At 33.2% G+C, this 13,400-nt stretch carries 14 protein-coding genes and 1 other annotated feature (1 of these 15 running past the window's edge); of the genes, 5 read left to right on the top strand and 9 right to left on the bottom strand.

Annotation, left to right across the window (positions count from 1 at the left end; translation table 11 throughout):
* Window positions 1–51, bottom strand: a binding site (T-box leader) (it extends 205 nt beyond the left edge of the window).
* 225 nt (window positions 52–276) lie between these two features.
* Both BM211_RS18015 and BM211_RS18010 read left to right on the top strand, forming a co-directional pair.
* Entirely contained in the window at window positions 277–843 is a 567-nt protein-coding gene (locus BM211_RS18015) for a PadR family transcriptional regulator (RefSeq protein ID WP_090998881.1), read from the top strand.
* Entirely contained in the window at window positions 843–2,021 is a 1,179-nt protein-coding gene (locus BM211_RS18010; protein WP_090998879.1) for an MFS transporter, read from the top strand. Before BM211_RS18015 ends, BM211_RS18010 begins: the two co-directional genes overlap by 1 nt.
* Before the next feature lie 263 nt (window positions 2,022–2,284).
* On the opposite strand, the gene pssA is transcribed toward BM211_RS18010, so the two are convergent.
* Window positions 2,285–2,776: a CDP-diacylglycerol--serine O-phosphatidyltransferase gene (gene pssA / locus BM211_RS18005; protein ID WP_090998877.1), complete on the bottom strand. Its 492-nt coding sequence runs from the start codon at window positions 2,774–2,776 to the stop codon at window positions 2,285–2,287.
* A gap of 371 nt (window positions 2,777–3,147) precedes the next feature.
* A complete protein-coding gene (yeiL, locus tag BM211_RS18000; protein WP_035430758.1) occupies window positions 3,148–3,846 on the bottom strand; it encodes a transcriptional regulator YeiL in 699 nt (232 codons plus the stop codon).
* Window positions 3,847–3,942: 96 nt separating this feature from the next.
* Between yeiL and BM211_RS17995 the strand changes: the two genes are divergently transcribed.
* The 3 genes from BM211_RS17995 to BM211_RS17985 all read left to right on the top strand — a co-directional run bounded on the left by BM211_RS17995 (window position 3,943) and on the right by BM211_RS17985 (window position 5,931).
* Complete coding sequence (locus BM211_RS17995; RefSeq protein WP_035430759.1) at window positions 3,943–4,365, top strand: DMT family transporter; 423 nt, start codon at window positions 3,943–3,945, stop codon at window positions 4,363–4,365.
* Between the two features lie 13 nt (window positions 4,366–4,378).
* A complete protein-coding gene (locus BM211_RS17990) occupies window positions 4,379–4,843 on the top strand; it encodes a DMT family transporter (RefSeq protein WP_035430760.1) in 465 nt (154 codons plus the stop codon).
* Between the two features lie 353 nt (window positions 4,844–5,196).
* On the top strand, window positions 5,197–5,931 hold the full coding sequence (locus tag BM211_RS17985) for an alpha/beta fold hydrolase (RefSeq protein ID WP_035431022.1): 735 nt from the start codon (window positions 5,197–5,199) through the stop codon (window positions 5,929–5,931).
* Between the two features lie 130 nt (window positions 5,932–6,061).
* Here the strand turns inward: BM211_RS17985 and BM211_RS17980 are convergent, their stop codons facing one another.
* From BM211_RS17980 to BM211_RS17950, 7 genes are all read right to left on the bottom strand, one after another.
* Entirely contained in the window at window positions 6,062–7,237 is a 1,176-nt protein-coding gene (locus tag BM211_RS17980) for an MFS transporter (protein ID WP_371261889.1), read from the bottom strand.
* 325 nt (window positions 7,238–7,562) lie between these two features.
* The gene (locus BM211_RS17975) at window positions 7,563–8,000 is read right to left on the bottom strand and encodes a MarR family winged helix-turn-helix transcriptional regulator (RefSeq protein WP_090998873.1); all 438 of its coding nucleotides are present in this window, start codon (window positions 7,998–8,000) and stop codon (window positions 7,563–7,565) included.
* Window positions 8,001–8,284: 284 nt separating this feature from the next.
* On the bottom strand, window positions 8,285–8,914 hold the full coding sequence (locus tag BM211_RS17970; RefSeq protein ID WP_090998872.1) for a LysE family translocator: 630 nt from the start codon (window positions 8,912–8,914) through the stop codon (window positions 8,285–8,287).
* A 109-nt stretch (window positions 8,915–9,023) separates the two neighbouring features.
* The gene (locus BM211_RS17965) at window positions 9,024–9,404 is read right to left on the bottom strand and encodes a VOC family protein (protein WP_090998870.1); all 381 of its coding nucleotides are present in this window, start codon (window positions 9,402–9,404) and stop codon (window positions 9,024–9,026) included.
* Window positions 9,405–9,449: 45 nt separating this feature from the next.
* On the bottom strand, window positions 9,450–10,319 hold the full coding sequence (locus tag BM211_RS17960) for a helix-turn-helix domain-containing protein (protein WP_090998869.1): 870 nt from the start codon (window positions 10,317–10,319) through the stop codon (window positions 9,450–9,452).
* Between the two features lie 199 nt (window positions 10,320–10,518).
* Window positions 10,519–11,355 carry an endonuclease I family protein gene (locus tag BM211_RS17955; RefSeq protein ID WP_035430765.1) on the bottom strand — a complete coding sequence of 279 codons (837 nt, stop codon included), beginning with the start codon at window positions 11,353–11,355 and terminating at the stop codon, window positions 10,519–10,521.
* Window positions 11,356–11,406: 51 nt separating this feature from the next.
* Complete coding sequence (locus BM211_RS17950; RefSeq protein WP_035430766.1) at window positions 11,407–12,828, bottom strand: zinc dependent phospholipase C family protein; 1,422 nt, start codon at window positions 12,826–12,828, stop codon at window positions 11,407–11,409.
* Window positions 12,829–13,400 lie beyond the last annotated feature (572 nt).

The raw sequence follows: 13,400 nt of genomic DNA, 5'->3' as shown, positions 1-13,400 counted from the left end.
GTTCTCTGTTACATATCAATTCTTAATTACTCTTCTCTTCATTGCTGCTAATATTTTCATTTTTTTAATTGCATTAATAATAATCAGAAAAATGATTATTGTCAATCATCTTTCTGATTATTATTTGTATCAAGCTGCATCGCTTCACCAGTGGCGTACTTAAGTTGAATAAAAAATTACGTACCAAATCTTGACAAAACAGAACTTATTCAATATGCTTACATCAATACTAAACGTTTAGTATTAAATGTTTTCTATTTTAACGGAGGGATACTAATGACAAGATTAATGGTACTTGGTTTATTAATGCAGTACGGTCCTATGTCCGGCTATGAATTACAGCAAGCAATGCAATCTGCGCAAACTGATACGTGGGCAGGTGTTTTCCCCGCTTCTATTTACCACGCTTTAAAAAAAATGGACAAAGAAGGGTTAGTAGAATTAGATACTGTTGAAAAAACAGGAAATCGTTCCAAGGCAATTTATAGTGTCACACCTGCTGGAAAAGATGAATTTCACAAGCTAATGATTGAATCTTTTCAGCAATCTTCGGTAACTTTCCCAACTCATCTATACACAGCACTAACTTTTTTCACAGCTGATGCAGTTTCTGTCGAGAAAATCATAGTTGCTTTGCAGGAGCAAAAAAAAGGAATTGTAGACGTGTACGAAAATATGAAAGCAGGACAATCGATTAAAGAGAAAATGATCGACGTTCCTGAGCATGTAACTCTTATTTTTGAAAATATTTATGAACAATGTGAGATGCAGCTTCATTTTATCGAAAAGCTAGAAAAGAAGTTATCTATATTAGAAGAAAAGAACAGAGAGGAGGAAAAATGATGGAATCTCAAATAAAAATGTCTCGAATACAAAAAGCTGCTTTATGGGTTGTCGCAGTAGCTGTCTTTACTGACATGCTTATTTACGGAATGATCGTGCCGATCATTCCAAGCTATGCAAAAACACTTGGGGCCACACAAGCTGAAATTGGCTTTTTATTCGGCAGCTATGCCATTACGTTACTTCTTGCAACTCCAATATTAGGGGTACTCTCTGATAAAGTAGGAAGAAGACTCCCTATGATTCTAGGTTTATTTGGATTAGCAGCTGCAACTTTGTTATTTGGATTTGCGAACAATTTTTGGTTATTGGTTCTAGCACGAATGCTACAAGGTATATCAGCCGCTGCAACATGGACAGCTGGGTTAGCCCTTCTTGCTGATGTATTCCCACTGCAAGAGCGCGGGAAAGCAATGGGGATTGCTCTATCTGGCCAAGCAATTGGAATGCTATTAGGTCCAACTATCGGTGGTTTTCTCTACCAATGGGGTGGCTATCACTTACCATTTATCTTCGCAGCAGGAATCGCACTTATTGATGGTATATTACGAATCACATTGCTTCATGATGAACCGAAACAGGATACTGACCAACGCATTTCTTATCGTTCCATCTTAAAGATGCACTCTTTATTTATGATTATCGGAATTATTATAATTGGATCTGCCTTGCCTAGCGCTTTAGAGCCGACTCTTCCTTTATATTTACATAATGTTTTAAACGCAAATTCAGGAACAATCGGACTTTTATTTGCTGTTCCCACACTCGCTTATGGATTTACTGCTCCTGTAATAGGAACACTTTCAAACAAGCTTGGCAGAAATCAAACAATGATTATTGGACTTATAATTGCTGCTCTTTGCTTTCCATTTACAACACTTGCTCCTAATATAATCACTGAAATAATTGTTTTGGCTGTCCTAGGAATTAGCTTCAGTTTCTTACTAGCACCTGCCTTGCCAGAACTGACATACATCGCAGACAAAAATGGAATTCGTGCATACGGTACACTCTTTGCAATCTATAATACGGCATACTCAATTGGCATGTTCTGCGGTCCAACGTTAAGCGGCAGTCTATCGGATTTATTCGGATTAACAAACACACTATACATCTTTAGTCTTATTCTCCTATGTTATCTTGGACTGTATTTTTGGAAAACAAAAAAACAAGCATGACTATCCTATTACGTATTTTTAAAAGCTTTAACGTTAGATTAAAAATGTAGCCAAGAAATTATCTTTTTCTTCTTTGTTCATTAACAGTATATTTAAGTGTAATTTGGGATGTACTACGATTCAATATTTCTTATAACATGGCTACATCTTTGGTTTGCTTATAGGGGGTCTGCCATATTGCCATCAAGCTAAAAGAACGAGTTATCCCAAAGGTTTGGGGTATTAAAAGCTCTTAACTCAATCGGCATGGGACTGTACCCCTATTAAAATTTTTTAAACCTAATTGGACTCACCATTAAGAAAGCGAGGATTAAGGTAATCCACGCATTGCTATATGAAAAAAATGCCATACCAGCCAATGGTAATCCAGCAGCTGGAATAGGTAACCCCTTAAAATATCCAATGGTTGGTTTAACACTAAATTTAGCTAATCTTAAAGCACCCATCGTTGGGAAAAGGATAAATGCCAAAGAAGTTAAAATAGATGGTGCCGCTATCGAATGAAATAAAAGTGCAGGAGCAACTCCAAAACTAACAATATCAGCTAAAGAATCCAATTCTACGCCAAACTCACTATTCACTTTTAATTTTCTTGCAATCCTTCCATCTAAGAGATCTAAAACAGCCGAAAAGAAAATAAAAATGGAGGCCGTTTCCAAAAAGCCGCTCATATTTAAGGTAATTGAAAAAACACCGCACAATAAATTTCCAATTGTAAATAAATTAGGTACAGATTTTACTATCCAATTGTACAAAGTTGTCCCTCCTAAGTTGATCAAACTTCCTATTTATGTAGCATTTTCTATATATTCTCCTGTTATTCTGAAAAATACATGACTAGTGTACGCTAAGCATATTTGACAAGAAAAAAACCGACTTTCTGTACATTAAGGAAAATCGGCTTTTTATTATTCTAATTGTTGTATTCCTCTTTTAAAGGTTAGTACTAACATCGGTAATGGCCGGCTTTTAGTAAACCTCTAACGACTTTGATCTCATTTTTGTCTTGACTCATAACGTTTTTCAAAATATAACTAATTAGCCCCGTTTAAAACAGCAATTCAAGATTCACTGACTAGGTAAAAAAGTGACGACTCCTTACAAACTAAAAACTTCCATTGTATGTTTAATTTTGTTTATAAACATCTGCCGCCAACTCTTGTAGTAAAAGCTTATCTATTACTTCAAAATAACTCCCCTTCTTTTCTAACACTCCTTTATCACAAAGAATATTTAATGTTCGCAGTAAATGTCGGTAACTTGTTCCTAACAACTCGGATATCTCGGTTAAATTCCCTTGAAATACCATTGTATTCTTTTCATTTTCAACACTTTCACCTGTCGCAAGAATATAACTCGCTAAGCGATTCTCAAGTGGATAAAGTAAATTAATGGAGCTATTTTGAGCAAGTCTTGCAAGTTTATGTGCTAAAGAGTCACAAATAAAACTTAAAAAGGTTGCATCATGAAGTAAACGCAATCTAATTTTTTCTAATGGAATTCCAATGCAATAAGAGTCCTTTATTACTTGGACATTCGAAAACGTTTTTTGAGAACGAACCAATTCAACATCTCCCATAACTTCAAACCCATTATAAAAAGTTAATAATAACGATTTACCGTTACTTAAAGTCGTATATACCTTTGCTTTTCCATCTACAAAAAAGTAAAGATGATGAAGCGTTTCATTTTCTCTACATATATATTCATTCTTTTTAAATAACAGCAACTCCATCACAGACTTTATGTCATGACTAAAAAAATCTTCAATATTATTCTTTTGAATATACTCATCTAACTTCTTTGAATCATATATTTTTTTCATAAATTCTCCAAATCCCCTCTTTACTATGACATATGTCATAATACACGATACTTCAATCATGATAAATTAACTTTAAAAATGCAAGGGGGAAATGCTATGTATAAATTACTTTCCGCATTTATCGGTGCTCTCATCGCGCTGATGATTCCACTAAATGGCATATTAGCAGAAGTTATAGGAAATTATAACGCTAGTGTTCTCATTCATATCGTTGGATTAATTGCGGTTATTATCATTTTATTAGTGGGTAAATTTAAAATTAAGATTCGTAAAGGAATTCCGCTTTACTTATATAGCGCGGGAGCTATCGGTGTATTCACCGTATTGTTTACCAATGTTAGCTTTTCAACACTCGGTGTATCCTTAACAATCGCTTTAGGCTTACTCGGCCAGTCGATTACTTCTATTGTCATCGATCATTTCGGATTATTAGGAATGAAGGCTGTGAAGTTTGAAAAAAAGAAAATGGTCGGTTTATTACTGATCGCTTTTGGAATTATTGTAATGAATATTTATTAATGGAGGAGAAAAGATGTTATATATATGTATTGCGATTTTAGCTGGCTGCTCTATTGTAATTGCTAGAGTGATAAATGCAAATTTAGCAACTCAAATCGGAATTTTCCAAGGTACTTTTTTCAACTATGTTACTGGTCTCGCTTTTTCGCTGCTGTTTTTAGTTTTTAGTAATGAATCTTTTAACATGTCCTACACCACATTGCAGTCCATACCGTTTCTTGCTTATTTAGGTGGTTTAGTAGGTGTTGTAGTAATTGGGTTATCGAACTATATTATTCCTAAAATATCTTCCTTCTATTTGACATTACTCATTTTTATCGGTCAATTAGGTATGGGTGTTATCCTTGATTTTTTCAATTCACATGAAATATCAATTGGTAAAATAATAGGTGGACTGTTAGTATTAATGGGACTGACATATAATTTAGTCATTGATCGGGCGGATATACCTGTTCAAAATAAGAAACAAGCTTATTGAGGCTTGTTTCTTATTAATTTATTTGCATAATATTTTCTAAATCTGAACTGGATAACACCAACTGACCGCTATCCAAATTCTCTGTCCTCAATCGTTCTAAATTTAAATCATAACAGAGACGTCCTTTAGTAATTCCAATTCTCCTCTTCTTACAAACAGTTTAATTTTTCCAAATGACTTGAACAACGATTATTAAAGAAGGATTAAACCAGTATAAAAATTAACATCTTTTTTGCATATGCTACAATTCTATTTAGAGATTCTAGTCAAATGCATTTATTTTTAATACTGTCTTAGAAAGAAAAAATATACTGTTAATTACTAGGGGGATTAATGTGAAACGTAGCGAAAAAATGTCTATTCAAGAGAAAGAGCAGTTTGTTCAATTTAGTGGTTTCAAATTATTTACAAAGTTGTATGGGGAGAAAACAGACAAACCTACTATTGTAATGGATGCTGGGTATGGAGACTATTCTAAAGCCTGGAGTTCCATAATTACTGAAATTTCTATGCTAACGGAAGTACTTGTCTATGATAGAGCCGGATTAGGAAAAAGCGAGAAAAGTCCTAATCCTAGAACGAGCCAAGAGATGGTAGAAGAATTGAACCAACTTCTAATAAAAATGAAGATACACCCCCCATACATATTAGTAGGCCATTCTTTTGGTGGAGTAAACATGCGGATATATGCTACAAAGCATCCTAACAACGTCGCTGCATTACTTTTAATTGATTCTACACCAGAAGATTATAAAGAAAGATTTCTTCCAACAATGTCAAAAGAATTTCAACAAGCATATAACAACCAATTTATTTATGAAAGTACATACGATGAATTCACCGCAAGTCTAAAGCAGCTAAAACAAACAAAACAACAATTAAATGTTCCCTTAATTGTTTTATCAGCAGGAAAAAAAGATCATTATTCTAAAAAATCTCAAGAATTATGGAATGAAATGCAAAAAGAGATTCTTGAGATATCTACAAAAAGTGAGCTTATAATAGCAAAAGATAGTGCCCACTATATACAAAATGATGAACCATTTGTAGTAATTGATGCAATAAAACGATTAATTAATAACTTCTAACTTAAATTGGTTATGTTTTTTATTAATCTCTCAGGCTCTTTAGTTTAGTAAAAGGAGAACACATAGTATACATGAAATAATATACGCTCTCCTTTTATTTTTTTAACAAAAAAAATTTACTCTTTCTTATTTAATAACTTCTTTCCCTCATAATCGAATTCTCTTTTATTGAGAAATGAATAATTGGCAGTACTAAGAAGCTAGCAATTGCACACAATATACCAATATCTAAAAATGTTTGTCCGCCTACCAATAGCCAAGAAGCACCTGCAGAGGCAAACATCATTCCCATATACATTGCTGAGCTATTCAGAGCCATTACGGTCCCCCTTACTTTGGGGCTTAATTCTGAAATTAATGCTGTTAATGAAGATTGACCAAACCCAATTGATGTACTCCATAATACATGTACAATCATTACAAATATTACATGTTCAGTTAACAAAGTGAAACTAACAACTCCAATTGCTGCAATAATAGTAGCAATTGAAACAACTGCTTTTTTACCGATTTGATCCGCTAATTTACCACCTATGACGTTGCCTATAATACTACCGGCTCCTGCCAAAAAAATTACCATTCCTGTTTTTTCTACACTAAAATCAAAATTCTCTTTGTAGTAAACTCCAATATAAGAAAATATACCTTGTAAACTAACAGTCCATAAGAAAGTAGATAATAATGCAAAGAACACAGATGTATTTGTAAAGGCTGTCTTTATCCCGGAAACCATTGCCGCTGGTGCAGAAACTGGAATTTCATTTGTTGGTGGCGTTTTAGGCAAGATGCCCATTATAATAAAGGCAACCAACATTGCTAAAACCCCTATACCATAAAAAGTCCACTGCCAATTACCAACAGAAGTTAAAAAAGCCCCAATTGGTACACCTAACACGGTAGAACCAACCATAGCCCCCATAATCATTCCCATTGCACTGCCCCGCATGTTATAAGGTATTTTATCACCTATTAACGCAAATATACTTGGCATCACCATAGCCCCTGATAAGCCTGTTAATGCACGAAAAACTAAGATTGTATTAAAATTTTCTGATAGTCCTGTACAAAAAGTTCCAATTGAAAATATAATCATTCCTGTCACAATCATTTGTTTGCGCCCAAATTTATCAGAAATCGGGCCAAAAAATGGAGCAGTTAATCCATAGAATAACGCATAAGAGGTAATTAACCACCCTCCCCTTTCCATTGGTGTTGCAGTAGCTTTAGCAATATCAGGAATTAAAGGTGATACCACTAAAGAATCCATTCCAATAAAAAATGCTACAATTGCTAGTAGAATTAACATAGGTCTCATTCCATTATCACTCACTTAAATCTCTCCCTTAGCTTCTAATTTTATTTCATATATGAAATAAATTCCCGAAAATATACTTCATATATGAAATATTTATGTGAACAAAAATACAACTATTATATTATATAAATCCATTTTGATTTTTCAGCATATACATTGCTGCTATGCAGAAAAAAAAGAGCCCACACTTGCTTTCTCCCTTTATTTTTACTTCGCATGTGGCAGAACTTCTATGCATGGCCAGATGCTTTCTTCCACCTAAAAAGAATGGTTTTATGGCGTTTTTTTAATTTGGATTTATATAGTTACACTTTTGTTATTTCTTTTCAACGTTTAATAAATGACGTTTATAGTCTTCAAGAATTTCTGATAATGTTATAAATTTTTCTTCATCAAAATAAGAAAAATTTTCTTTAAGAAATGCTTTGTATTGAACATTTACTTTTTCTTTCGTTTCTTTACCTTTTTTAGTTAAATATACGAATGTTTCTCTTTGATCTGCTGGGTTTTTAGTAGTTGTTACAAAGCCATCTCTCTTCATCCGTTGAATCATAGTAGTAACATTACTAGGAGCACAACCAATTTTTTGTTTTAATTCAGACATCGAAGTTTTTTCTGATTCTGATAACACTTGTATAACTCCAAATTGAACTATACTAATATCGAATTGTTTCAATTGATTCTCGAGATTATTTTGTAATTGATGATATACATCTCTAATTAAAGCATATAATTCCCTTGCTGTTATTTGCATATTAAACACCCTTTCTGCAGAGAACAAATTCTACACTAAACAAGTCAGATAGAAATAAATTTATTCCTAATCGTTCATCTGAAGTTATACAACTATTTCTATGTATCTTCCTTATTTCTCTAAAAGTTGACAAATATTTCATATATGAATTATATGTTACCAATACATAACTGTCAATAATTCGTTATATTGTAATATAACTCTTTACAAACTTATCTATCTTTAACTAACTCATATATTAAAATCTAGCAAAAACAAGAACCAGTAGCTTAAAACCTCTTATTTTATGTAAAAAGGTCCTTCATTAAATTGTACATAGACCATAAACCAAACATTAATATAATAAATCCAGAAATACGATTCACAATATTAAAAGGGAAATTTCCCATTCGATTCATCAATATTCCTGTTACACCGCTAAGAAAGAACCACCATAATGCAGAACCTAAAAATACTCCTAATACTACGACCAAGTTAGTTATCGTATCATCATTCGAATTAGATATTCCAAGTCCAGAAAAAATGGCCAAGAAAGACAATATGGTTACTGGATTTGTAATGGTTAAAAAAAAGGTTGAAGCGTATGCACTAAAAACATTATTACCATTGGCTTTAGCTGCTATTTTTGACGGTTTCGAAACGAAAATTTTTAATCCTAGATATAATAAAAACACACTACCAATTAAATGAATCCATCCTTGTTGTTCAACTAAAAAATTAGTTATAAATGTTAAACCAAGTCCAGCAATCAGCCCATATAGACCATCAGCTGTCGCTGCACCTAAACCTGACATAAAACCGATAAATTTTCCGTACTCCAATGTGCGTCGTATACATAAAACTCCAATAGGTCCAACAGGAGCAGCGATACTGAGCCCAATGATTAATCCTTTGACAAACAATTCAATTGCCAACTTATTCTCCCTCCGATTTTAATACTATCCTTTTATATGTCTTATTCTCATTACTGTGAAAAGCTATAAAACTGAAAGTAATGAAAGAGACCGTTATCAACGGCCTCTTTCATTGACATTGTACTTCACTCATTAAAGCATGTGTATTACCTTCCATATCTTTAAAGAATGTCATCCATGTTTCTAATTGTCCCATTTTCGCTACAATATGTGGTTCATCGATGAAAATAATTTCCTTGCTTAATAGATCTTCGTAAGTCTCTTTCATGTTTTCAACTTGAAAATAAATGACTGAACTAGATTGAGCAAATTCCTCTTTTTCTGGAAGGCTTAAAAAGAGACGTAACCCGTTACATTCAAAGAATGCCATACTATCATTATTAAATAGAAGTGATAACCCAAGCTTGTCTTTATAAAAATGAATTGCCCTATCTAAATCTTTAACCGGTACCCCAATTTGTCCGATTTTTTGAATCATAGTAGTTTTCAATGAGAGTTCCCCTTTCAAATATCATTTCATTCTCAGAATATACGATTATACTTTGTATTTCTTATCCAAAATCACCTTTTTTCGAAATTCAATAGGAGAAATCCCAACATGTTGTTTAAACATTTTGCTAAAAGATACAGGATTTTGTAATCCTAGTTCAAATGTTATATCAGTCATATTGAAATCTAGTTGTGTTAAAAGCTTTTTCGCTTTCTGAATTCTAAACTCTGATATATGTCGATGAGGTGTTTTACCATATATTTGTGAGTATGTTCTTAACAAATGGTTTGGCGATAAACAAGCAACTTGGGCAATTTCATTTAATTTAATCGGTTTGTCATAATAGGCCCTTATATATTCATGTGCAATACTAATCCTTCTATACAATTCTTCTTTTGTCGAATTACGTATTGCACTTAATGATTCAACTTCTTTCCATGCGTCAAAATGTTCAAAGAGAATGATTTGCATTAACTTGTGAAATTGTTCTTCATAACCAACTGGGTCATTCTCAAGAATAGGTAATTTCTCTTTAAATTTTGTTATTTGATACAATAAAGCTTTACTTGTATCATAAGTTTTTTCAAAGAATCCGATATCGTTCCTATCCTTAAAAGGATCGTTAAGAAGCCTATTATTTGATTCTCGTAATGAGTTTAAAATTCCCGCTGCAAATCCGTCTTTAAAAAAGATGCAAAAAGATTCAACTTCCTTATTTTCATCAATTGAAATTGTATAAGACCCTTCATTAAGAAGTAAATATCTGCTTTCCTCGACAGCAAAAAAACCTTTAGTAGTCTTGTAATGTGCTTTTCCATTAGAAAATGTTTTAATAGATAATTGGCCATTCCCTTCCCAATAGAACTGCTTACTTTTTTCATGTAAAGCAAAATTAGTAGAATCCATACCATTCATAATACCGTCTCCATTAGCATGCAATTATAACTTTCAGACAATTCAATTATACATAATAATGAAAGTTAAGTATAAAAATCTTTTACTTTCCTAATGAATTTTATTAAAACCTATCATAAATAGTTACAAAATAAAGTGGAAAGGAGTGATCAAAATGACCACTCCTTTCCACTTTATTTTTTTCAAACTATGATTTTACTTATTTCCAAATTGCATTTACCCATTCCGGATGATCAATAAATGGATTCCGGTTATGTTGATACTTTGTATAAATGATTTCATTACGCTTTCTCTCAATATCATCAACAGGATCTTGTTCATTCCATTTTAATAATACAGATAGTTTCCCCATATACGGAGCTTTGTTATTATTTACTTTATCATTTAGTTCCAAATCTACTTCACCGTTATCCCCTTCATAACGAGTAGCCATGTAAAATAACATTCTAGCAATATCACCTTTTACACTATCACGAGGCTCCCAGGAATCACTATCATATTTACATCCTGTTGCTTCTGAATGATTCACACCACCGTTATCAAAATCCAAATTTCCACGTGAGCTATTTACAGATACATCTGTAGCTCTTAAATGATGAAGATCTGTTCCAGGTCCTGCAGCCGTTCCAAATTCACCATGAGATTTTGCCCAAACGTGCTCTCGGTTCCAATTATCGACCCCTGAACCATTTGTAAATTTCCCTTGCGAACGCCCTGTATATAAGAGAAGTACATTATTTTTATTATTTGGATCTTCATCAGTATCTCTTAGCGCTTCCCAAACTGCACTGTATGATATCTTTGTATGATTATCAATAATATTATGAAGTTCCTTTTTTAGCTCTAGGCCTGTTTTCCCCTTCACACTATTATAATATGTATCATCATAATTAGTTGAAGTTATCCCTTGAGTTACTTTTGAAGATGTAGAAGCTCCTTCACCATACACGGTATCTGTAAATGATAAGGATGCAGAACCTAAAATAAAAAATGAAGAAATAGTAAAAATAGCAAGTTTTGTATTTCGGAACATCATATACACCAATCCCCTTTAAAATTTAATTTTCTCTATATATAATAGAAAATCCTATTCCGCCTGTTGAAATTTCCACGCTTTCGGTTTATCCGTTTTCTTTCCTAACACAATCCAGCTCTTTCCATTACCATTTTCTTGATAATTTACCGGGTATCCGTCTGTATATAGGAAATATTCAGATGAGTTATCCGGATTTGGATACACTTTAAACTGTGAAGTATTTGTTTTTCGTTTCGCAAGATGTAACCAATTTGTCATATTAGAGTAATTAAGAAATACATAATCATCATAGTTAGATTGCGTCATTTTCAGCAGTACACTTTCTCCCCGATGAACAATTCCGTTATTCTCTTTATCAAAAACAAACTGAACAGGTGTACCATGAACTTTATTATCATCTACGTGATTAGATAATAGTGCGTAGTCATTCGAAGCATATACCTCAAAGGTCAAACCTCTATTTAAAAACTCACTAGGCACAACGTAGTATTTTTTTTGTTCTTGTATTGCTTCTCCATTAGAATCTTTTACCTGTGTAGTTTCAATATCTTCAGCTGCAGTTTTGCCAACATATGTTTTAAACCATAAATGAATAAATCCCGCCGTGTTTCTTTGCGCTTTCTCTAAACTCCTCTGGACAGCTGGCATAACTTCTTGTTGCCAAAGATCTTTGTTTCCTTTATTATATTGAGATTTAATATTATCACTAGTAATATTCATAATTTCTGCTTTTGCGAGTTTCGCTGTTTCATGTATCCACTGCTTCGGATCATCAGAATTGACCAAATTATATGTTCCCTTATCATCCTTCACTTCAAACGGTGTCTGAACTGTCGTTACATAATTTTCAAAAGCGCTATGAAACTTTATTGCACTCATGTCGACAGCTGTAAAATTAGCAGCATGCATTGGCTGAGTAGCATCTGTGAAGTAATGCGTCGCAACACCTAAATAATAGAAAGCTTGTTTCCAATCTTCTTTCTTAAAATAATCTCCTGCTAATTTAAAATATTTATCTCCTTGCGAAAGGGCTGTTGGTTCTTCTTCTCCTTTATAGTTCTTTTTCGTATCAGGATCATAGAAATGAGATTTCCAGCCTCCTTTAATTAGCCCATCAATACCGATTGTACCTGTACCTCCATCGTTAAACTCATCAAGATAATCGGCATCATAAAGCCCTCTTTCAAATAACTCCTTATATTCAGGTATTTTTAAGAATTGTAATTCATTTTCTTGAACCGTCTTATCTTGATTACGACTCATAATTTGAATCGCATTTCGAGCAATCCATAAGTGCGTGCTTTCATTAGAATGGTGCGGATGCTCCGCAGACCATCTCTTCACACGTTTGTGCTCTTGATCCTCCTGTTTCATTACTTCACCCATTCCGCAAGCAGATGCTACGGTTGGAATCGCAACAACTCCAGAAGATATCGCTGTTACGAGAGCCCATGTACATAATTTCTTTTTCATATTTATTCTCCTATACAAAAGTTTCATCAAAAATGCAAACGACTTCACATTTAAGTGAGAATACTCATCTACATTAAAAATGTAGTTTAATAATAACCTATATTTCTCAATTTATTTATGCAATTATACATATTTAGTTGTTAGTTAAAAACCTTCAGAGAAAACCACACAACAAAACGTATATCATTTAGAACCGAAATAATAAAAACGAGAGTAACTCTCGTTTTTCATGTTATGAGGTGAATTGATGATTAAAGTTTCACTATTATTAACTTTTGTTGGCAAGTCTTTTGTTAAAACCAACTTTTTATAAAACAGAGGAACAAGGTGTTGTAAATTGAGGTGTTTTATGGAAATAGTCACTAATAAATTTTCATCAAAATATCTGATAAGATTTCTTTATGAATACTCCCCCACTTAGCAAAGCTTGAAGTGAAGGTTTCTAACGTTTCGACCTAACGGACGATTAACGTCAGTGGAGTTAACACACTAGCGAGCTGTTCCACGCCTAACCCCTCTATCCCGTTTGTCCATGCATTCGGGACTACTTTTCGTAAAATATTAGCCGCAGC

It is taken from the genome of Bacillus sp. 491mf (assembly GCF_900112415.1).
Lineage (GTDB): Bacteria > Bacillota > Bacilli > Bacillales > Bacillaceae_G > Bacillus_A.
The sequence above is the reverse complement of the archived record's forward strand: the minus strand, read 5'-3'. Positions and strand labels throughout refer to the sequence as shown.

What these genes read in the sequence shown, in the direction of transcription:
- BM211_RS18010 (WP_090998879.1), top strand. Translation starts at nt 843, where the DNA reads ATGGAATCTCAAATAAAAATGTCTCGAATACAAAAAGCTGCTTTATGG.
- BM211_RS18015 (WP_090998881.1), top strand. Translation starts at nt 277, where the DNA reads ATGACAAGATTAATGGTACTTGGTTTATTAATGCAGTACGGTCCTATG.
- BM211_RS17995 (WP_035430759.1), top strand. Translation starts at nt 3,943, where the DNA reads ATGTATAAATTACTTTCCGCATTTATCGGTGCTCTCATCGCGCTGATG.
- BM211_RS17980 (WP_371261889.1), bottom strand. Translation starts at nt 7,237, where the DNA reads ATGTTAATTCTACTAGCAATTGTAGCATTTTTTATTGGAATGGATTCT.
- yeiL (WP_035430758.1), bottom strand. Translation starts at nt 3,846, where the DNA reads ATGAAAAAAATATATGATTCAAAGAAGTTAGATGAGTATATTCAAAAG.
- BM211_RS17955 (WP_035430765.1), bottom strand. Translation starts at nt 11,355, where the DNA reads ATGATGTTCCGAAATACAAAACTTGCTATTTTTACTATTTCTTCATTT.
- BM211_RS17960 (WP_090998869.1), bottom strand. Translation starts at nt 10,319, where the DNA reads ATGAATGGTATGGATTCTACTAATTTTGCTTTACATGAAAAAAGTAAG.
- BM211_RS17990 (WP_035430760.1), top strand. Translation starts at nt 4,379, where the DNA reads ATGTTATATATATGTATTGCGATTTTAGCTGGCTGCTCTATTGTAATT.
- BM211_RS17985 (WP_035431022.1), top strand. Translation starts at nt 5,197, where the DNA reads ATGTCTATTCAAGAGAAAGAGCAGTTTGTTCAATTTAGTGGTTTCAAA.
- BM211_RS17975 (WP_090998873.1), bottom strand. Translation starts at nt 8,000, where the DNA reads ATGCAAATAACAGCAAGGGAATTATATGCTTTAATTAGAGATGTATAT.
- BM211_RS17950 (WP_035430766.1), bottom strand. Translation starts at nt 12,828, where the DNA reads ATGAAAAAGAAATTATGTACATGGGCTCTCGTAACAGCGATATCTTCT.